Annotated in this window: 19 protein-coding genes; 10 read left to right on the top strand and 9 right to left on the bottom strand. The window is 68.0% G+C overall.

Translation table 11 applies throughout. The features are described 5' to 3' along the window. The first annotated feature begins 66 nt into the window (after positions 1-66). Both CJ177_RS06965 and CJ177_RS06970 read left to right on the top strand, forming a co-directional pair. Positions 67-711, top strand: a complete 645-nt coding sequence (locus tag CJ177_RS06965) for a Pr6Pr family membrane protein (protein WP_061043023.1) — start codon at positions 67-69, stop codon at positions 709-711. A 98-nt stretch (positions 712-809) separates the two neighbouring features. Beyond that, positions 810-1,889, top strand: a complete 1,080-nt coding sequence (locus tag CJ177_RS06970; protein ID WP_005240777.1) for an alpha/beta fold hydrolase — start codon at positions 810-812, stop codon at positions 1,887-1,889. Here CJ177_RS06970 and CJ177_RS06975 read toward each other — a convergent pair. Beyond that, positions 1,851-2,234 (bottom strand): VOC family protein, encoded by a 384-nt coding sequence (locus tag CJ177_RS06975; protein WP_025432396.1) that lies wholly within the window; start codon positions 2,232-2,234, stop codon positions 1,851-1,853. The genes CJ177_RS06970 and CJ177_RS06975 overlap by 39 nt on opposite strands. Positions 2,235-2,390: 156 nt before the next feature. Here CJ177_RS06975 and CJ177_RS06980 point away from each other — a divergent pair, with 156 nt between their 5' ends. After that, positions 2,391-3,755, top strand: coding sequence for an MFS transporter (locus CJ177_RS06980; RefSeq protein WP_005240779.1), 1,365 nt, complete (start codon positions 2,391-2,393; stop codon positions 3,753-3,755). A gap of 27 nt (positions 3,756-3,782) precedes the next feature. On the opposite strand, the gene CJ177_RS06985 is transcribed toward CJ177_RS06980, so the two are convergent. Further along, positions 3,783-4,919, bottom strand: coding sequence for a cation:proton antiporter (locus tag CJ177_RS06985; RefSeq protein WP_095867490.1), 1,137 nt, complete (start codon positions 4,917-4,919; stop codon positions 3,783-3,785). A gap of 223 nt (positions 4,920-5,142) precedes the next feature. Between CJ177_RS06985 and CJ177_RS06990 the strand changes: the two genes are divergently transcribed. Beyond that, complete coding sequence (locus CJ177_RS06990; RefSeq protein ID WP_005240781.1) at positions 5,143-6,375, top strand: aspartate aminotransferase family protein; 1,233 nt, start codon at positions 5,143-5,145, stop codon at positions 6,373-6,375. On the opposite strand, the gene CJ177_RS06995 is transcribed toward CJ177_RS06990, so the two are convergent. Then, positions 6,339-6,641 (bottom strand): hypothetical protein, encoded by a 303-nt coding sequence (locus CJ177_RS06995; RefSeq protein WP_095867491.1) that lies wholly within the window; start codon positions 6,639-6,641, stop codon positions 6,339-6,341. The genes CJ177_RS06990 and CJ177_RS06995 overlap by 37 nt on opposite strands. Before the next feature lie 18 nt (positions 6,642-6,659). Between CJ177_RS06995 and CJ177_RS07000 the strand changes: the two genes are divergently transcribed. Then, positions 6,660-7,376, top strand: a complete 717-nt coding sequence (locus CJ177_RS07000) for a hypothetical protein (RefSeq protein WP_061042998.1) — start codon at positions 6,660-6,662, stop codon at positions 7,374-7,376. Here the strand turns inward: CJ177_RS07000 and CJ177_RS07005 are convergent. After that, positions 7,362-8,042: a PhzF family phenazine biosynthesis protein gene (locus tag CJ177_RS07005; RefSeq protein ID WP_005240783.1), complete on the bottom strand. Its 681-nt coding sequence runs from the start codon at positions 8,040-8,042 to the stop codon at positions 7,362-7,364. The genes CJ177_RS07000 and CJ177_RS07005 overlap by 15 nt on opposite strands. Positions 8,043-8,153: 111 nt before the next feature. Here CJ177_RS07005 and CJ177_RS07010 point away from each other — a divergent pair, with 111 nt between their 5' ends. Further along, positions 8,154-9,077, top strand: a complete 924-nt coding sequence (locus tag CJ177_RS07010) for a hydrogen peroxide-inducible genes activator (RefSeq protein WP_025432399.1) — start codon at positions 8,154-8,156, stop codon at positions 9,075-9,077. Between the two features lie 9 nt (positions 9,078-9,086). Here CJ177_RS07010 and CJ177_RS07015 read toward each other — a convergent pair whose 3' ends face one another. Next, positions 9,087-9,836: a LysR family substrate-binding domain-containing protein gene (locus CJ177_RS07015; RefSeq protein WP_005240785.1), complete on the bottom strand. Its 750-nt coding sequence runs from the start codon at positions 9,834-9,836 to the stop codon at positions 9,087-9,089. 58 nt (positions 9,837-9,894) lie between these two features. Between CJ177_RS07015 and CJ177_RS07020 the strand changes: the two genes are divergently transcribed. Continuing rightward, on the top strand, positions 9,895-10,299 hold the full coding sequence (locus tag CJ177_RS07020) for a DUF5997 family protein (RefSeq protein ID WP_005240786.1): 405 nt from the start codon (positions 9,895-9,897) through the stop codon (positions 10,297-10,299). A 3-nt stretch (positions 10,300-10,302) separates the two neighbouring features. Here the strand turns inward: CJ177_RS07020 and CJ177_RS07025 are convergent, their stop codons facing one another. From CJ177_RS07025 to CJ177_RS07035, 3 genes are all read right to left on the bottom strand, one after another. Beyond that, positions 10,303-12,807: an RNA helicase gene (locus CJ177_RS07025; RefSeq protein WP_005240787.1), complete on the bottom strand. Its 2,505-nt coding sequence runs from the start codon at positions 12,805-12,807 to the stop codon at positions 10,303-10,305. A 40-nt stretch (positions 12,808-12,847) separates the two neighbouring features. Further along, entirely contained in the window at positions 12,848-13,885 is a 1,038-nt protein-coding gene (locus CJ177_RS07030; protein ID WP_005240793.1) for an alpha/beta fold hydrolase, read from the bottom strand. 144 nt (positions 13,886-14,029) lie between these two features. Beyond that, a complete protein-coding gene (locus CJ177_RS07035; RefSeq protein ID WP_005240795.1) occupies positions 14,030-14,998 on the bottom strand; it encodes a proteasome assembly chaperone family protein in 969 nt (322 codons plus the stop codon). Between the two features lie 285 nt (positions 14,999-15,283). On the opposite strand from CJ177_RS07035, the gene CJ177_RS07040 reads away from it, so the two are divergent. The 3 genes from CJ177_RS07040 (at position 15,284) to CJ177_RS07050 (ending at position 18,016) form a co-directional block, all read left to right on the top strand. Next, the gene (locus tag CJ177_RS07040) at positions 15,284-15,910 is read left to right on the top strand and encodes an MBL fold metallo-hydrolase (RefSeq protein WP_005240796.1); all 627 of its coding nucleotides are present in this window, start codon (positions 15,284-15,286) and stop codon (positions 15,908-15,910) included. Between the two features lie 141 nt (positions 15,911-16,051). After that, entirely contained in the window at positions 16,052-16,717 is a 666-nt protein-coding gene (locus CJ177_RS07045; protein ID WP_095867684.1) for a DUF5642 family protein, read from the top strand. A 159-nt stretch (positions 16,718-16,876) separates the two neighbouring features. After that, a complete protein-coding gene (locus CJ177_RS07050; protein ID WP_095867492.1) occupies positions 16,877-18,016 on the top strand; it encodes a DUF4192 domain-containing protein in 1,140 nt (379 codons plus the stop codon). 19 nt (positions 18,017-18,035) lie between these two features. Here CJ177_RS07050 and galE read toward each other — a convergent pair whose 3' ends face one another. Further along, positions 18,036-19,028: a UDP-glucose 4-epimerase GalE gene (galE, locus tag CJ177_RS07055; RefSeq protein WP_025432401.1), complete on the bottom strand. Its 993-nt coding sequence runs from the start codon at positions 19,026-19,028 to the stop codon at positions 18,036-18,038. Position 19,029 lies beyond the last annotated feature (1 nt).

Consider the following 19,029-nt stretch of genomic DNA (forward strand, 5'->3'; position numbering starts at 1 on the left):
GACCCCAGCCTAGCCAACCCGGTGGATCGCCCTGTGCCGCGCCCGCCCGTGTGCGAATATCGGCGGATGGACGCTGCCGTCGTCACGGACCTGCGAGGTCAGAGGATCGTTCGGGTTCTGCGGGCGGTTTTCGCGGTCTACGGGCTGATCGCGTTGCTGTGGATTCCCCTCCGTAGCGCCGGCAGCGACGACTTCTCACTCGCCAACTACCTCAGCTACTTCACCATCGAGAGCAACATCCTCGCCGTCGTCGTCCTGCTCGTCGGGGCAATCCGGGATCCGCAGTCACGGAGCTGGCAGCTGTTCCGGGGCGCGACCACGCTGTACATGGTCATCACCGGAATCGTGTACGCCGTGCTGCTGGCGAACATCGACGTCATGCTGCAGGACGCCTGGATCAACACGGCCCTGCATCGTCTGCTGCCGCTCGTCGTGCTGCTCGACTGGGTGGTGGCCCCGTCCCGGGTGCGGATCTCCGAGGCGCAGAGCCTCAGCTGGCTGGTCTTCCCGGCCGTGTACGGCGCCTATTCCCTGATACGGGGTCCGATCGTCGACTGGTACCCGTACCCGTTCCTGGACCCCCGGCAGCAGGGGTACCTCCAGCTCGCCGTCACAGCGGTCGTGTTGTTGCTGGCGATGGCGTTGATGGCGCTCGCCGTGAACGCGGTGGGACGTCTCGGTGCGCGCCGGCGGTACGACGAGGATCGGTAGCGGCGAAGGTGCGCGCAGACGATTCGCGGACCGCGCTATCCTCCACAACGACAGGCGTCCGCGCGATCATCCGTGACTTCGGCAACGGCTGGGAGACTATGTTCGACGAGTTCGCAGGCGAGACCTTCGACCTGCTCGGCCGCGACCGCGGCAGTGTCGTGGCCGCCGACGACGGTGTGCCGCTCGCGGTGCGCGAGGTGGGTCCGGCGTTCGCCCCCTTGACGGTGGTGTTCGTCCACGGCTTCTGCAACCGGATGACGGGCTGGCACTTCCAGCGGGTTCAGCTCGAGGAGGCGTGGGGTTCGACGATTCGCATGGTGTTCTTCGACCTGCGGGGGCACGGCGACTCCGGGGTGCCGCGGCGCGCCACCTGCACCATTCCGCATCTCGCGCAGGACGTCGACGCCGTGATCCGTGCGCTCGTGCCGGAGGGGCCGATCGTGCTGGTCGGCCATTCGATGGGCGGTATGGCGGTCCTGTCGTACGTCGGACAGCATCCCGATCTGATCGGTTCCCGCGTCGTCGGGGTGGGTCTGATCGCCACCGCTGCGGAGAAGCTGGGTGACGTGGGGCTCGCGCGGACCCTCAACACGCCGGTGGTTGCCGGATTCAGCACCGCGGCCCGGCACCTGCCCCGGGTCGTCCAGAGCGGTCGCGGCGCGAGCAAGAGGGTGCTCGCGCCGATCCTGAGGTCGGCGTCGTTCGGTGACCGCAGCATCAGCCCGGCGATCATGTGGCACTCCGAGCAGATGATCAACGACACGTCCCTCAAGACGCTCGTCGACTTCCTGCCGTCGTTCAAGAATCACGACGAGACGGCGGCGGTGCCATTGCTCGCACCCATCGAGACGCTGGTGGTGTGCGGCGACCGCGACCTCCTGACCCCCTTCCGGTATTCGAAGGCGATCGCCGGGCATCTGCCCGACGCGGAACTGGTGAAGGTTCCCGGTGCGGGGCACATGGTGCAGTTGGAGCGCGCGGAGCTCGTGTCGGACGCGATCGATCGTCTCCTCACCCGTTCGGTCGAGGCCCTTCCCACGCCGAGTGCCTGGAGCGAGTGGGTCCGGGTGGCGACGGATTACGTGGACCACGTACGGCACTGGGTCGCCCACGGCGGGCCCGCCGCCTGGTGGCGAGGGCTACGTGGTCGTCCCGTCGTCGGCCCCACGTTCCGGTAGCACGCAGAATTCGTTGCCCTCGGGGTCTGCGAGGACCACCCAGGGAACGTTCGGGTCGTCGCTCAGCCGACGTGCGCCGAGCGAGAGGAGCCGCCGGACCTCCTCGTCGCGGGTACCGGACGACGGCGCGATGTCGAGGTGCAGGCGGTTCTTCCCGGACTTCGGGTCGTCGACGGGCTGGAACACCAGTGACGGGGACCCCGGTGCATTCGATTCGACGTACTCGAGCCCGTACGAGTCCTTCCATCGGCGGGTCGACGGGTAGCCCAGGGCGTCGCACCAGAATCGTGATAGTGATTCCGCGTCACGGCAGTCGACGGCGATGGCGATGATTCGGCTGGTCATGGGTTGCGAATACCCGCGCGACGGTGGTCGCACACTGTCACGGGGACGGCTCGGGCGCGCCTCCGTGACGTCTCTGTAAACGGCAAACGCGCGACAACACGTGCCACTCGGGCCACAATGAGTGAACGCGAAACCGGCCCGAGGAGACGGGATCACATGGCATCTGCGAATTCGTCAGCCGAGCAGGAAACCCTCCCACCAGGTGTTCTCCGTCGCGCGATCGCGGCGTCGGCGATGGGTAACGCCACCGAATGGTTCGACTACGGCGTCTACGCGTTCACCGTGTCGTACATCTCGGCCGCGTTCTTCCCCGGCGACACCGGTTCGGCGACCCTGTACGCCCTGCTCGTGTTCGCGGTGTCGTTCGTCGTGCGCCCGCTCGGCGGCCTCGTGTGGGGTCCGCTGGGTGACCGGCTCGGACGCCGCCAGGTTCTGGCACTGACGATCATCCTCATGGCGGGTGCGACGTTCTGCGTGGGCCTCGTGCCGGGATACGACGTCATCGGTTTCTGGGCGCCCCTGCTGTTGGTGCTGCTGCGCATGATCCAGGGTTTCTCGACCGGCGGCGAATACGGCGGCGCGGCAACGTTCATGGCCGAGTACTCGCCGGACCGCAAGCGCGGTTTCTGCGGAAGTTTCCTCGAGTTCGGCACCCTCGGCGGGTACGCGCTGGGTGCAATCGTGGTCCTGGCGGTGGAGTTGTTCTCCAGCGATCCGTTCATGTCCACCTGGGGCTGGCGTATCCCGTTCCTGATCGCCGGACCGATGGGTCTGATCGGCCTCTACCTGCGGACCAAGCTCGAGGAGACACCCGTGTTCCGGGAACTGGACGCGGAGGGCGAGGTGGAGTCGACACCGACCCACGAGTTCAAGGATCTGGTGACCGAGTACTGGAAGCCGTTGCTGCTGCTCGGCGGCCTCGTCATCGCGTTGAACGTCACCAATTACACCCTGCTCAGTTACATGCCGACATATCTGGAGACACAGATCGGCCTGACGTCCACCGCGTCGCTGTCCCTGTTCATCGTCGGGCAGCTCGTGATGATGGCGGTCATTCCGTTCGCGGGCGGGTTGTCGGACCGGGTGGGCCGAAAACCGTTGTGGTACGGCTCGCTCGTGGGATTGATCGTGCTCGCCGTCCCGATGTACCTGCTGATGCGTCAGGGTTTCGGATGGGCGATCCTCGCGTTCGCGGTGCTCGGGTTGCTGTACGTCTTGCAGTTGTCCACGATTTCGGCGACGTTCCCGGCCATGTTCCCGACGCACGTGCGGTTCGCGGGTTTCGCCATCGCGTACAACGTGTCGACCTCGTTGTTCGGTGGCACCGCCCCCGCGGTCAACGAACTGCTCATCGAATGGACCGGCAACACGCTGATGCCGGCGTTCTACATGATGGCCGCGTGCGCGATCGGCCTCGTCGCGCTGTACTTCGTGGCCGAGACGGCGGGCGCGTCCATCCGTGGTCGCGGGATACCGGGAATCGACACGGAGCCACACCCCACCGCCCTGGCGGAAAAGTGACGCGTGCGGGTGTGCCCCTGACGCCTGTCAGGGCGCGCCGAACCCCCGACGTGCCGCCATCGCGCCGGCGAATGTGGTGGAAGCGATGGTGACCAGCGCGCCGAGGATCAGTGCCGAAGGCTCGCCTGGGCCCAGGAGATGCGATTGCGCACCGATCGCCGCCGCGGCCACGGGCACGCCGAGTTGAGCGGCGGCCAATACGCCGAGGGGCAGCGGCACACCGGCCAGCCGTGTCAGGCAGTGGACGAGAACGGCAGCGAGGCCGAGCGCAACGCCGAGCAGTATCAAGGAGGGGTCCGCCCCGAGGTCCCGGACATTCAATGATGCGCCGAGCCAGACGAAGAACACCGGCCCGAAGAATCCTTCGGTGATCGAGAACAGCTGCTTGGCCAGGCGTCGCGGCTCGCCTACTGCCGCGATCACCAGTCCGAGGGCGAAACCGGCGAGCATGATCGACACGTGGGAGTGGACGGCCACCGCGGCCAGGAGACACAGGACCCCGAGATTGATCCGCAGTTCCAGTGCGAAGCCGCGTTCCTTGGACTCCTGATGCAGGCTGTGAAGCCAGCCGCGTCTGTCACTCGCACGGAGGACCGCGTAGAAGACGGCGGTCGCCCCCGTCACGGCTATCGCGCCTGCTGCGGCGCGTGGGGCCTGCGCCGGATCGATCACGAGCGGCAGAGCGACGATGCACGCGATGTCGGCAACCGCGACCTGGGCTACGGTCTGCACGATCGGTGTGCCCTCGAGCCCGAGCGAGTCGATCAGGGGTAGGACGAGCGCTGCGGACGACGACGCGATGAGGACCGCGTACAGAGAGGCGTGGCCGGTACCGAATGCCTGAGCGATCCCGAACCCTGCCAGAGTGGCACCGACACCGACGAGAACGGCCCGAACCACGCCTTTCGCCAGCGCAGGCCGGATGCGTGCGTCCCGGATCGGCACATGTGTGCCCGCCACGAACATGACGAGTGCGAAGCCGATGTCCGCGAGGAAGGTGAATGTGGGATCGCCGGGATCGAGGATGCGCAAACCCGTGGTGCCGAGGAGGATTCCGGCAAGCAACTCGCCGAGCACGACCGGTAGATGCCAGGTCCGGCGACTCGCGAGCAAGGGGCCGGCCAAAGCTGCGGCGGAGATCAGCGCGAGTACTTCGAAGGACATGCGTACGTCAGTTCGGCGCAGTCGAGCTCGACGGCGGGCACGGGGTCTTCCAGTTCTCGCGACATCTCACTCCGGGCATGGAGAGATTGTGCCTGCCGAAGCTCGCCGTCCGACTCCGATCGAGGCAAGGAGGTCGAGCCGACCAGGCGAGGGACGCGTGAGTCGGGCGAGGGGATTCCCAGGCCACATGGCATAGTCGGCTCGGGGCGGGTTTCACGAAGGGATGAGCATGGCGTCGGCACTGTGGCACGGATTCGCGGACATGGGTGCGGTGGAACAGAAGGGGCCCTTCGTGGTGTCCCGCGGCGAGGGCGCCTACATCTGGGACGACCGCGGCAACCGTTACCTCGACGCGACAGCCGGTCTGTGGTTCACCAACGTGGGGCACGGCCGTGCGGAGATCGCGGACGCCGTCGCGCAGCAGTTGCGGACCGTGGCCCATTTCTCGAACTTCGGCGACTTCGTTCCCGAGACCACCGCGACCCTGGCCGATCGTCTCGCGACCATCGCGCCGGTGCCGGGCAGCAAGATCTTCTTCACGTCCGGTGGTTCGGATTCGGTGGACACGGCGGCCAAGCTCGCCCGCCGCTACTGGCACGAGATGGGCAAGCCGTCCAAGACGATCGTGGTCGGCCGCCAAAAGGCCTATCACGGGATGCACGTGGCGGGCACCGCCCTGGCGGGAATTCCCGCCAACCGCGAGGGTTACGGCGAGTTGATGGCCGACGCCGTCACGGTCGCCTGGAACGACGCGAAGAGCCTGCTCGAACTGATCGAGAAGATCGGCGCCGACACGATCGCCGCGTTCTTCTGCGAACCCGTCATCGGTGCGGGCGGCGTCTACCTGCCGCCGGAAGGCTACCTCGCGGAGGTCCGCGACATCTGCCGCGAGCACGACATCCTGTTCGTCGTCGACGAAGTGGTCACGGGATTCGGCCGCATCGGCGGCGAGTGGTTCGCGTCGACGCGATTCGACCTGCAGCCCGACATGATGACGACGGCAAAGGGCCTCACCTCAGGGTACGTCCCGATGGGGGCGGTGTTCATCGCCCCGCGCGTGGCCGAGCCGTTCTACGCCGGCGGGGTCTGGTGGCGGCACGGCTACACCTACGGTGGGCATGCGGGTGCGGCCGCGGCGGCTCTCGCCAACCTCGACATCATCGAGCGCGAGAACCTGCTGGCGGAGTCGAAGCGGCTCGAGTCGTCACTGCACGAGCACCTCGCGCCCCTCGCCGACCACCCGCGGGTCGAGGAAGTGCGCAGCGGTCTCGGTGCGGTCGCGGCGGTGCAGCTGGCCGATCCGGCGGAAGCGCTCCCGTTCGTGAACACGTTGCGCGAACACGGGATCTCGGGGCGCGCCGCCGGTCAGGGTGCCATGCAGATCTCGCCGGCGTTCGTGATGACGGACGAGCAGGTCGCTCAGCTCGCGGACGGAATCCGCCGGGCCCTGGGCTGATCGGTCCCGGTGCTCCGCCTGCGGAGGCGGCGCAGGGCACCGGTGACCCGGCCCCGCCAGGTGGGCGGGGTCAGGTCGATCTCCTTCTGGCCGTCGTGCACCGCGTACGCGCGGGTGTAGCGCTCGTGGAGACGCCCCCGGACCTCGTCGGGCGTGTACGCCTTGCGTTGCCGATCCGCTCGCACCGCGACGACCCCGGTCGCGGCGACACCCACTACACCGGCGAGTCCGAGAAGTTTCCACCATTGCCTGCCACGGGGTCGCATCCTTCTAGGCTAGGGCCCATGGACGCGCCACGGCACACGGACGCACGACGACACGGCTCCACCATCGACCTCGACACCGCGGTCGAGGTCACCCGCACCGGCGACATCTGGATCTTCCGCGGAGAGTCTCCGGCCGACAGGGCCATTCAGACGCTGACGAACAGTCCGGTCAACCACGTCGGCATGTCGGTGGTCCTCGAGGACCTGCCGCCGCTGATGTGGCACGCCGAGCTGGGGCATTCGCTGCAGGACATGTGGACGGGACGCTTCCAGCGCGGTGTGCAACTCCACGACCTGCGCGCCGCCGTCCAGGTGTGGGGTGCGCGGTACGGGCAGCGGGGATGGCTGCGCCAACTCGCCGAACCCGCGACGTCGCAGCAGGAGGACGCGTTGCTGCGGACGATCGCACGGCTCGACGGAACCCCGTTCCCGTCCACCGCGAAACTTGCGTCACGGTGGTTCGGCGGGCGCCTGCCCGGGACGGGGCGCCGGCAGGAGAAGTCGGGCGGCCTCGAAAGTGCCTATTGCGCCGAGGTGGTTGCGCAGACGTACGAGGAGATGGGTCTGATCAGCGGGCGCAGGCGCACCAACTGGTACGACCCCGGCAAATTCTGGAGCGGCGACAAGCTCCCCCTCGCTCCCGGAGTGACGCTGGGCCGCGAGATCGAGGTGACTCTGAGCGAAGCCGACCTCACCGCTGGGCGAGGCCGGCGGCCGTCGTCAGAGGGTGCGTGACTTCTCGGGGTGGACTCGTCCGCCGACCTCGATCCAGCCGGCGGGGTCGTAGGTGGTGCGCAGTTCGGATCCCTTGCCCTGGGTGATCAGGAGGGCGTGCCGGAGGTGCGCGGTGATCCGGACGGCAGCGGCCCCGGTGGCCTCGTCCTCGGTGATGCCCATGTCCGGGGCGAACATTCGCGACCGGATCGAGTGCTCGACCTTGTCCGTCCAGGCCCACAAATAGTGGTGTCCGGCACCGAACTTCTTCGGGTCCGCAGACTGAACCTCGCGCACGCTGTTCATGGGGTACAGCGAGAACTCGGGCGCCCACTCCGGTCGGGCCCGCACCCAGGTGAAGGCGCCGGAACGGCGGGTGGTGACGGGGCCGGCGGGCACGTCGAGTGTGGTGACCGCGGCGCCGCGCTCGTGCAGCCACCAGGACAGCCCGACCGTGGGGTGTCCGGCGAAGGGCAGTTCGGTGGTGGGGGTGAAGATCTGGGCGCGTGCGTGCTCGTCGCCGGGTCCGGGCATGTCGACGAAGATCGTCTCGCTGTATCCGAGTGCGGCGGCGACGGACTGCCGGTCCTCGGGCGGGACGGCCGAGGAGTCGACGATGCCGAGCAGATTGCCGTGGCGTCCTTTGTCGTCGGTGAACACCCGGACGACATCTACGTGGATGGGCATTGACGCACCCTATCGCTCGTCGACCTCGAGGCAGTGCCTCGACGGTGGGAGAGTTCGCCATCTGCCCCGGGTCAAAAGGCAGAGGTGATGGATAACGCTAGGCTGATAGGTATGGCTGATCAGAGTTATCAACCCACACTGTCGCAGCTGCGTGCGTTCGTGGCAGTCGCGGAATACCGCCATTTCGGCACGGCGGCAGCGCGATTGAGTGTGAGTCAACCCACACTGTCGCAGTCGCTCGCCGCCCTGGAGAACGGGCTGGGCGTGCAACTCATCGAGCGCAGCACCCGACGCGTCCTCGTCACCACGGCGGGGGAGCGGCTCCTCGGTCAGGCCAAGGTCATCCTCGAGGCCGCGGACGGTTTCGTCGCGACGGCCGCGGGTGTCGGCGACCGGTTGGCCGGACCGCTGCGTATCGGGCTGATCCCCACCGTGGCCCCGTACGTACTGCCAGCCCTGTTGCCGGCGCTGCGCGAGGAGATGCCCGCCCTCGAGCCGCAGGTCATCGAGGACCAGACGGCGCGACTCCTGGAGGCGTTGCGTGTGGGTGCGCTCGACGTCGCGGTGCTGGCGTTGCCGAGCGGTGTCAGCGGTCTCGTCGATATTCCTTTGTACACAGAAGATTTCGTGATGGTGGTCCCGGAGGGGCACGCACTCGCGGGTCGCACCGACGTCTCGCCGCAGATGCTGGACGCGCTTCCCCTCCTGCTGCTCGACGAGGGGCACTGCCTGCGCGACCAGACCCTCGACCTGTGCCGCTCGGTCGACGCGCACCCGGTGGCGGGCGACACCCGCGCCACGTCGCTGTCGACGGTGGTGCAGTGTGTCGCCGGCGGGCTCGGCGTCACCCTGGTGCCGGAATCCGCCGTCCAGGTGGAGACCGGACGGGGACCGCTCGCGACCGCCCGCTTCGCGGCTCCGGCGCCCGGCCGCACGATCGGCCTCGTGTTCCGCTCGTCCAGTGCCCGTGCGGATGGCTACGGGCAACTCGCCGCCCTCCTCACGAAGACGGCGTCGGTCGGCGCACCCGCCTGACCTCAGGGCCTAGGACCGCCGCCGCGGTTTGCCCTTCTTGCCGCCCTTCGCTCCGGAGCCCGACCGGGACGTCCTGGCTCCCGTGGCCGGCTTCTGGCGTGCAGCCGCCGCGGCGGGACGCTTCTTCTTCGGCTGAGCCGGCGTCGGGCTGCGGCCCCGGGAGCTGTTGACGGTGCGGCCTCGGACGATCCCGATGAACTCCTCCACCAGTTCGGTGGTCTCGTCCTCTGGCCACGACAACGCGATCCGTGACTCCGGTCCGTCCGACACCGTCCGGTAGACGAGGTCCTTGCGGTGGTGGAGCCGCGCGAGCGACTGCGGGACGACGAGCAACCCGATCCCCGCGGCGACCAGTTCGATTGCGTCGGCCGTCGTGGCGGGGCGGTCCTGGGCCGGCAGTCCCGGCAGGCTGTCCCAGACGAGGACGTCGTCGAGCGGGTGCAGCACGATCTCGTCGGCCAGATCCGCGATCGACACCTCGTCCACCGCGGCCACCACGTGGTCCTTCGGCGCCACGACCACGGGGATCTCGGTGTACAGAGGGATTGCGCTGAGACCGGTCCGGTCGATCGGCAGCCGCACCAGGCCCGCGTCCGCGCCGCCGCCGCGCAACTGGTCGGGTGCGTCCGCGGCCGCCACCGGGACGAGGGTGAGCGGCACGTCGGGCAGCCGTTCGTTCCAGATCCGCACCCACTTGGTGGGGGTCACGCCCGGGACATACGCGAGCCGGAACGAAGGGGATGCATCCGCGTCTGTCACTCCGTCAGGCTACCGGCCTTGGTCAACGACGCCGCACACGCTCGTTACTCTTGACACCATGACGTCGCACAAGAGCCCTCAGACTATGAAGCCCGCCACCGCGGCGAAGAAGCTGGGTGTGTACCTCGAGGCCACCCCCGCGGAGTTCCAGGAGGGTCTCGTCTCCCGTGACGAGCTGAGTGCACTGCAGAGCGATCCGCCGGAGTGGCTGCTCGAGCTACGCCGCAACGGCCCGCACCCGCGGCCGGTGGTTGCGGCGAAGCTGGGGGTGTCCATCGCGGGCCTCGCCCGAGGCGGCGTCACCGAGGCGCTCACCACCGAGCAGATCGACGCGCTCATGGCGGATCGTCCCGAATGGCTGCAGCAGGAACGCGCCACCCAGGCCGAGGTCCGCAAGGAGACCGTCCGCATCAAGGAGAAGAACGCGGCGCGGCGTGATCAGCCCCGCCGGCCGCGTTCCTGACCGCTACCCCTCGACGATGCTGAGCTCGTCGAAGATCACTTCGCCGGCCGCGTCGGACTCGGGAAGGTCGACGACCGCCGTCAACGCCCACCCGTGATCGCCCTGTGGGTCCTCGAGGACCTGCCGCACCCGCCACAGCTCGGGCGCGGTCTCCACCTGGAACAGTTGGGGGCCGCGCGCCGAGGGGCCGGTGCCGAGGGAGTCGTATTCGTCGAAGTACGGCTGGAGCTGGTCCTCCCACTCCTCGGCGTCGATGCCGTCGTCGAGTCCTTCCAATTCGGCCCACCGCCGCCGCGACGCGAGTTCGATACGCCGGAACATGGCGTTGCGCACCATCACCCGGAATGCCCGCGTGTTCGCCGAGATCGGGCGCGGCACATCGGCGCCGAACGCGACCTGCTGGTCGTCTCCCTCGGCGCCGGGGTCGGTGAGGGATTCCCATTCGTCGAGCAGGCTCGAATCGACCTGACGGATCAGCTCGCCCAGCCACTCGATGAGGTCGTCCAGCTCCTCCGTCCGGGCCTCGGTCGGAACGGTCTGGCGCAGTGCTCGATACGCGTCCGCGAGATACCGCAGCACGAGCCCCTCCGAACGGGCCAGACCGTAGTGGCTGACCATCTCGGCGAACGTCATCGCCCGCTCGACCATGTCGCGCACGACCGACTTGGGCGACAGCGCGAACTCGGTGATCCACGGATGTCCACCGCGGTACATCTCGAACGCCGGGAACAGCAGGTCCGCGAGTGGCTTTGGCCAGGTGACCTCCTCGAGCAGTTCCATGCGTTCCTCGTACTCGATCCCGTCGGCCTTCATCTGCGCGACCGCCTCACCGCGGGCGAAGTGCTGCTGCGCCATGAGGACCTGCCGCGGGTCGTCGAGGGTCGACTCGATCACCGACACCACATCCAGTGCATAGGAATCGGATTCGACGTCGAGCAGTTCGAGGGCGGCGAGGGCGAACGGGGACAGCGGCTGGTTCAGTGCGAAGTCCCGCTGGAGTTCCATCGTGAGCCGGGCCATGCGGCCGTCGGCGTCGGGTTCGTCGAGTCTCTGCACCACGCCGGCGTCGATCAGCCCGCGGTACAACGACAACGCCTTCAGGATGTGCTTGCGCTGCGCAGGCCGCGACTCGTGGTTGTCCTCGAGAAGGTGCCGCATGGACTCGAAGCAGTTGCCCGGTCGCGCGATCACGTTGAGCAGCATGGAGTTCGACACGGAGAACCGTGAGACGAGCGGTTCGGGTGACGCGGCGACGAGGCGATCGAACGTCGCCTCGCTCCACGACACGAAGCCGTCCGGCGCCTTTTTGCGCTGCACCTTCCGGCGCTTCTTCGGGTCGTCGCCCGCCTTGGCGAGTGCACGCAGATTCTCGACCTCGTGTTCGGGAGCCTGCACGACCACGGTGCCCAGGGTGTCGTAGCCGGCGCGTCCCGCGCGTCCCGCGATCTGGTGGAACTCGCGGGCCCGGAGGTGCCGCGTGCGGGTGCCGTCGAACTTGGTCAGCCCGGTGAGGAGCACGGTGCGGATGGGGACGTTGATCCCCACGCCGAGGGTGTCGGTGCCGCAGATGACCTTCAGCAGACCGTCCTGCGCCAGCTTCTCGATGAGACGGCGGTACTTCGGCAGCATGCCCGCGTGGTGGACGCCGATACCGTGCCGGACGAGACGCGAGAGCGTCTTGCCGAATCCGGTGGTGAACCGGAAGCCGCCCAGCGCTTCGGCGATGGCGTCCTTCTCCTCGCGCGAACAGAAGTTGACGCTGGTCAGGGCCTGCGCGCGTTCGAGGGCTGCGGCCTGGGTGAAGTGAACCACGTAGACGGGGGCCTGGTTGGTGGTCACCAATTCCTCGATCGTCTCGCTCACCGGAGTCGTGGCGTACGAGAACATGAGGGGAACGGGACGTTCGGTGCCCGCCACCACTGTGGTGGGGCGGCCGGTCCGGCGGGTGAGGTCGGACGAGAAGAAGTCGACCTCCCCGAGGGTGGCCGACATGAGCAGAAACTGGGCGTGGGGGAGTTCGACGAGTGGGACCTGCCACGCCCAGCCCCGATCGGGTTCGGAGTAGAAGTGGAACTCGTCCATCACGACCTGGCCGATGTCGGAGTCGGGGCCCTCGCGCAGTGCGAGGTTCGCGACGATCTCGGCGGTCGCGCAGATGATCGGTGCCCGCGAGTTGACGGCGGCGTCGCCGGTCATCATGCCGACGTTCTCGGCGCCGAACACCTCGCACAGGGCGAAGAACTTCTCGCTGACAAGGGCTTTGATCGGGGCGGTGTAAAAGGTGCGCTTGCCGGTGGCCATGGCGTAGAAGTGCGCTCCGACCGCCACCATCGACTTGCCGGATCCGGTGGGCGTCGCCAGGATCACGTTGGCCCCGGACACCAGCTCCATCACGGATTCTTCCTGGGCGGGGTAGAGCGTCAGACCCCGTTCATCGGTCCAGGAGGTGAAGGCGTCGAAAACGGAATCGGAATCCGCGTTCTCGGGGAGCAGGTCGGAGAGAAGCACTGCTACAGGCTAGCCGGAACGCGGTGCGCCGCTGCCGGGCCTATGTCGCGCTGCGTTCGTCCGATCCCATCGCGTCCAGAACCGCCATGCGGGTGGACGCGCTGCCGGTGATGGTGCTCTCACCGACGCCGGTGACGAGCATCTGCCGCCACTTCGCTTCGTCGAACTGCAGGGGATGAGTCACGGACAGGAACTTCTCGATGGTGCGCAGGAACCGCATCGGGTCGTCGCGGAACGGGAAATGGCCTGCGCCGCGGAAGATCTCGAGGTGAGAGCCGGGCATCGCCGCGTGCGCGAGGTGGGCGTGGCTCACCGGAATGACGGCGTCCTGATCGCCCCAGATGAGCTGCACTGGGAGATTCTCGGTCAGATAACATCGGTCGAGCATGGTGACGACCTGGCCGCGCCAGTCGACTACCGCGCGCAGGGTGCGCAGATATGCCTCGTAGGCCGTGGGGTCGTACAGCTCCGCCAGTACGCGCACCAGGTCGGGTGTGTCGTGCAGCATCGCACCGGGACGCAGTCGTGTCCCGTTCAGCTGGCTCAACACGTTGCCCACCAGACGCACGGTGGGCATCGCACCGGGAATGCGCAGCAGTTTCAGCGCCTCGTTGACCACCGGCACCGACGCGAGCCGCAGCAGCGGGTGAACGTCCTTGGTGACGCCGCCGGCCGAGACCAGGACGAGCCGGTCGACCATCTGCGGGAACTGGTAGGAGAACTGCATGGCGACCCCGCCGCCGAGGGAGTGACCGACGACGGTCACCTTGTCGATGCCCAGGGTGGACAGCAGGTCGCGCATGCCGTTGGCGTACGCCGCGACCGAGTAGTCGGCCCGCGGCTTGTCGGAGCGTCCGTGACCCAGCAGATCGGGGGCGATGACGGTGTAGTTCTTGGCGAGGTGCGGAATGATCTCGGTCCAGGTGGACGAGTTGTCACCGATGCCGTGGATCAGCAGCAGCGCGGGACCCTCGCCTGCCATGCGGAACGCACGGCGGTAACCGTGGATCGTGCGGAACATCATGCGGGTTTCGGCGTTCGGAACGGGCCTGAGCTTACGAATGCGAGTGTCGCTCATGTCGCCTCCTGAACTAGGTGCACTCCCGAATGTTGACAGCTCAATCATCCGCTTGATCTCGACGCTATTGCACCGCTCTCGGCCGAACAACTGGACCGTGCGGTCGCACAGTGTCCGAGTGGCGACCGCACAACAGCTCCTCGGTCACGCCCCGCCCGGTGATCCCCCCTCTTCCTCGGAGTCGCCGCCCTCGCCGTCCTGCAGGGCCTGTTCGGCGAGGAAACGCTCGAATTCTGCACCGAGTTCGTCACCACTCGGCAGGTCTTCTTCGCTGGCCAGGAGCGTGGACTGCTGTTCTTGAGCCGTTACGTACGCATCGTACTGGCGTTCCAGGGCGTGGACGACGGTTTGTACCTCCTCGTTACCCGCGATGTGCTCGTCGACCTGTTCGCGGACGCGTGCGGCGGCCTCGCCGAGCGCGGCCAGCGGCAGGTCGAGGTCGGTGACGTCACTCACATTCTCGAGGAGGGTCTCGGCGGCGCCCGGGTAGTCCGTCTGAGCCAGGTAGTGGGGGACGTGAACCGAGAATCCGACGGACTCGTGCCCGTGCTGCGCCATCCGCAACTCGATCAGTGAGGACGCGCTGCCGGGAACCTGCAGTTCGCCGGACCAGCGCTGGTGGTCCTTGATCAGGTCCTTGTTGGTGGAATGCGCGGTCACCCCGAGCGGGCGGGTGTGCGGGATGGCCATCGGAATGGCGTTGATGCCCACGGTCCGGCGCACACCGAGCTGCTCGGCCAGCAGACGCACCGCCGTCGTGAACCGCTCCCAGCGGAGATCAGGTTCCATGCCGGCCAGCAGCAGGAACGGGGTGCCCGCCGTGTCCTTCAGCGCATACAGGTTCAGCTCGGGCTGGTCGTAGTCCGAGAAGTGGTCGGCCTTGAACGTCATGGTGGGCCGACGTGAGCGGTAATCGACGAGTTCGTCGACCGCGAAGGAGGCGACCAGCTCGCTCTCGAGGCTCTCGCGGAGGTGCGTCGTGGCGAGTTTGACGGCGTGGCCTGCGTCGGAGAAGCCCTCGAGTCCGTGGATCAGTACAGGTCCCTGGCCGTCCGCGGAGGACAGCTGCGGTGCCGGGAACTCCAGCTCGTACATCTTCGACTGTTCGTCCATTACAGACCTCTTCTCCTTCGTGCCTGGCCTCCAGTGTCCCCTATCGTCTCCGGCATCGATACGTCGGACTTTGCTCTCGGAGGTCCTGCTCTGGGGGAACACGGCGCGGGCGACCGATAATTCCCGTCCGGAGCCTTCCGGCGTTCGCCCACAGCGAGATCCCGCGCACGGTCTGTGGCAATGTGAGGAACGGCACGGTCCGAGACGGACGAGATCCTGGAGGTGCACGATGTCGGCACGGGTACGAAGAATTGCGGACCGGGTTCGGCGATCGGCGGTCGAGTCGTGAGCGTGCGCATCGACCGAGTGGTCACCTCCGGCACCTTCAGTCTCGACGGGGGCACCTGGGACGTCGACAACAACGTGTGGATCGTCGGCGACGACTCCGAGGTGGTGGTGATCGACGCCGCGCACACCGCCGCCCCGATCGTCGAGGCTGTCGGCGGCAGGCACGTGCGGGCCATCGTCTGCACACACGGCCACAACGACCACGTCACCGTGGCGCCGGAACTGTCCACGGCACTGGACGCCCCTCTCTACCTCCATGCGGCCGACGACGTGTTGTGGCGACAGACTCACCCCGCCGTCGTCTACACGCCGATCGAGGACGGGCAGGAGATCGCCGTGGCCGGGACCGACCTCCGCGTGCTCCACACGCCCGGGCACTCGCCCGGGTCCTGCTGCCTGTATCTGCCGGAGGCGGGGGAGTTGTTCAGTGGGGACACCCTGTTCTCGGGCGGTCCGGGAGCAACCGGGCGCTCCTACTCGGACTTCCCGACGATCATCGGGTCCATCCGCGACCGTTTGTTCGCGTTGCCGCCGTCGACGGCGGTCCGCACCGGGCACGGCGACGGAACAACCATCGGGACCGAATCCCCGCATCTGGAGGAGTGGATCGCCCGCGGCAGCTGAGCCGCAGCCTCCCCGCTGTCGGCGCGCCGGCGTGGCAGAGTGGCGGAAAAGGCTCCCCGGGCGGGGGCACCACACATCCGACACGGGAGGTCGACGGTGAGGTCTCGGCGCACAGCGGTACGGACGGCCATGGTTGTCCCGGTGGTCTCGCTGGCCGCGGTGACGATTCTCTCCGGATGTTCCTCGACGGTCTCCGGTGACGCGCAGCCGAGCACGACGATCGCGGCGGGGTCGCCGTCGGGCAAGGGACTGTCGAAGCTTCTGGTGGATCCGGCCGAATTCCCGGCCCGGTACGAGGCGATCGTGCTGCCCGCCCAGGCCGTGTCGATGGCGGCACCCGACCTGACGGGCGTACCGCAGGGCGCGGTGGTCGACCCCGCGGACTGTGCGCCGCCCGCGCAGGACTACGGACCGACCGGCACCGTCATGGCGGTGGGCACGGACAACGCGAGCCGTTCGACGATCTCGGTCGAGCTCACCAGAACCGATACGCCCCTCGACGAACTGGCGGCGCAGACGAAGAAGTGCGGCGAGGCCACCGTGACGGACAGTGGGGCCGAGTCCACCGTCACCACCGAGGTCACACCTGCCCCTCCGGTCCGGGCCGACGACACCCTCGCGCTCCGGCGGACCGTCAAGTCCGGCAACGGGAGCGACAAGGTCACTCAGTCGATGGTCACGTTGATCGCGCAGGTGGGCGACGTGCGGGTGTCTGCGACCTTCATGTCGTTCGGCGACGCGAAGGCCGATACCGTCGCGCTCGACGAGTTGTTCACCGCCGCGGTGCAGAAGGTGCAGAACAGCTGAGCGGGCCGTAGCACAGGGGTCCGACGACTTCTCGGTCGCTCGGCGCGTCCGTGCGGCGCGGCGACCCGGTTGTCCACAACCGACGGCCCATCCACAGCCCTCTGTGTTTCCCCAGTTCGCCCGCCCGCGCCGTCGCGTCGACCCGTCAGAGTCTGATGCATGACGACACCCGCATTCCCGCACGGTTCCGGATTCTCCGACGATCCCGGCGGGGGACTGCCCCCGCACCAGCACACCGTCACGTTGTCCGCCCCGGGCGACCTTCTCGCCTCGGTTCCCGCACTACTCGGATTCCGGCCCGCCCGCTCGATCGTGGCGGTGTGCCTGTCCGGGGAGCGCAACCCGTCGGTCGGAGCCGTCATGAGACACGACCTGGTCCTCGGCGGCGGCGACGTGCCGACCCCGCCGATGTACGCGGCGTTGGGTCAGTTCGCCACCGTCTGTGAGAGGGAGCAGGCCACCGGGGTGCTCCTGGTGCTCGTCGACGACCGCTTCACCGACCCGCCCGCGATCTCCCTCGACGAGCTGTCCGCGATCGTCGAAGAATTCGAAGAGCTCCTCGACTTCACACCGACCGAGCTTCTCGACGTGTTCGTCACGGCGGAGATCGCGGCCGGCCGCGAATGGTTCAGCCTTCTCGGCGGCGGTGGTTACGGAGCCCAGTCCGATCCGACGTCGTCCCGGGTCGCGCTCGCGCGGGTCGTCGAGGGCAGGGCCATCCGCTCTTCGCGCGAGGAGCTGGAAGCCACCATCGAGGTGGGCCCGGTGCTCGAACGGATGCAGATCGCCGCCCTCATCGAACGCGGCCGTCAATCATCGCTTCTGCGAAGGGAATTGGCGGGACGGTCGGCCACGCCGGAGCGTGGTCACCGTCTCGAACTCGAGCTTGTGCTGACACATGTCGCGCGGGTGTCGTCCGGGGAGCGGCTCCTCGCGCCGGAGTACGCGGAACTCGCGCTCGCACTGGAGAACGTCACCGTCCGGGACAGCGCGCTCGCTCTGGCCGTCGGCCCGTACGCCGACGACGCGGAGCAACTGTGGATTCTCCTCGCCCGCAACCTCCCGGATCCGGAACGCGCGAACCCGGCGGCGTTGCTCGGATACAGCGCCTACCTTCGCGGCGACGGCCCGTTCGCCGGCATCGCGTTGGCCGCCGCCCTGGACTCGGAGCCGGGTCACGTACTGGCCACCCTGCTCGACGGTGCACTGCACTCCGGACTCCGGCCCACCGAGGTGCGGGGCCTGGCCGACATCGGTTACGAGCGAGCCGAAGCGATCGGTGTCGTGCTGCCCCGCTGAATCGCGGACCGAGCCGGCGTCACCGACGTGCCGCGTGCGACCGGTCGCCCAGCTCCTGCAGGTAGGCCCAGGCGTCGGCGACGATCTCGTCGAGGTCGGTGTGCTCCGGCTGCCACCCGAGCTCCGCGATCGCCCGATCACTCGACGCCACCAGCACGGCGGGATCACCGGCCCGGCGCGGTGCGTCCTCGACCGCGATGGGGAGCCCGGTGACCCGCGCGCACGCCGAGATGACTTCGCGCACACTGAAACCCGCACCGCTGCCGAGATTGTAGATGCGGTGCCTGCCCTCGATCGACGACTCCAGTGCCAGCACGTGCGCGTCGGCGAGGTCGAGCACGTGGATGTAGTCGCGGATCGCCGTTCCGTCCGGAGTCGGCCAGTCGGTTCCGAAGATCGAGATCTTCTCCCGCTGACCGAGCGCCACCTGGAGCACGAGAGGAATCAAATGCGTTTCGACGACCCGGTTCTCGCCGGCCGACTTGTACGCTCCCGCGACGTTGAAGTACCGCAGGCTGGTCGCCGCGAGCGAATGAGCCACCGAGTACGACGTGATGGCATGGTCGATCGCGAGTTTCGTCGCTCCGTACGGATTGGTGGGACGGGTCGGATCGGCCTCCGTGATCGGCGAGTGCTCCGGCTCGCCGTACGTCGCGGCGGTCGACGAGAACACGAGTTTCCGTGTCCCCGAATGCCGCATGGCCTCGAGAAGTTCGAGCGTGGTGACGACGTTGCCGCGCCAGTACTTCTCCGGGTACTGGACGGACTCGCCGACGAGCGACTGCGCCGCGAAGTGCAGGACGCCGTCGAAGCGGGGTATGCCGCTCGTGCCGAGCACGTCCGACACCACCTCCGCGACGTCGCCCTCGACGAACTCGGCACCGAGCGGCACCGCGTCGGCGTTACCCGTGGACAGGTCGTCGATGATGACGACCTCGTGTCCGCGTTCGAGCAGGACCGTGCTGCAGACGCTGCCGACATAGCCGGCGCCGCCGGTGACCAGAAGTTTCATC

This window comes from Rhodococcus sp. ACPA1 (assembly GCF_002300195.1).
Taxonomy (GTDB): domain Bacteria; phylum Actinomycetota; class Actinomycetes; order Mycobacteriales; family Mycobacteriaceae; genus Rhodococcus_F; species Rhodococcus_F opacus.

Bases quoted from the DNA above. Each gene is read 5' to 3' on its own strand.
- CJ177_RS06965 (WP_061043023.1), top strand. From the start codon at position 67: ATGGACGCTGCCGTCGTCACGGACCTGCGAGGTCAGAGGATCGTTCGG.
- CJ177_RS06970 (WP_005240777.1), top strand. From the start codon at position 810: ATGTTCGACGAGTTCGCAGGCGAGACCTTCGACCTGCTCGGCCGCGAC.
- CJ177_RS06975 (WP_025432396.1), bottom strand. From the start codon at position 2,234: ATGACCAGCCGAATCATCGCCATCGCCGTCGACTGCCGTGACGCGGAA.
- CJ177_RS06980 (WP_005240779.1), top strand. From the start codon at position 2,391: ATGGCATCTGCGAATTCGTCAGCCGAGCAGGAAACCCTCCCACCAGGT.
- CJ177_RS06985 (WP_095867490.1), bottom strand. From the start codon at position 4,919: ATGTCCTTCGAAGTACTCGCGCTGATCTCCGCCGCAGCTTTGGCCGGC.
- CJ177_RS06990 (WP_005240781.1), top strand. From the start codon at position 5,143: ATGAGCATGGCGTCGGCACTGTGGCACGGATTCGCGGACATGGGTGCG.
- CJ177_RS06995 (WP_095867491.1), bottom strand. From the start codon at position 6,641: ATGCGACCCCGTGGCAGGCAATGGTGGAAACTTCTCGGACTCGCCGGT.
- CJ177_RS07000 (WP_061042998.1), top strand. From the start codon at position 6,660: ATGGACGCGCCACGGCACACGGACGCACGACGACACGGCTCCACCATC.
- CJ177_RS07005 (WP_005240783.1), bottom strand. From the start codon at position 8,042: ATGCCCATCCACGTAGATGTCGTCCGGGTGTTCACCGACGACAAAGGA.
- CJ177_RS07010 (WP_025432399.1), top strand. From the start codon at position 8,154: ATGGCTGATCAGAGTTATCAACCCACACTGTCGCAGCTGCGTGCGTTC.
- CJ177_RS07020 (WP_005240786.1), top strand. From the start codon at position 9,895: ATGACGTCGCACAAGAGCCCTCAGACTATGAAGCCCGCCACCGCGGCG.
- CJ177_RS07030 (WP_005240793.1), bottom strand. From the start codon at position 13,885: ATGAGCGACACTCGCATTCGTAAGCTCAGGCCCGTTCCGAACGCCGAA.
- CJ177_RS07035 (WP_005240795.1), bottom strand. From the start codon at position 14,998: ATGGACGAACAGTCGAAGATGTACGAGCTGGAGTTCCCGGCACCGCAG.
- CJ177_RS07050 (WP_095867492.1), top strand. From the start codon at position 16,877: ATGACGACACCCGCATTCCCGCACGGTTCCGGATTCTCCGACGATCCC.
- galE (WP_025432401.1), bottom strand. From the start codon at position 19,028: ATGAAACTTCTGGTCACCGGCGGCGCCGGCTATGTCGGCAGCGTCTGC.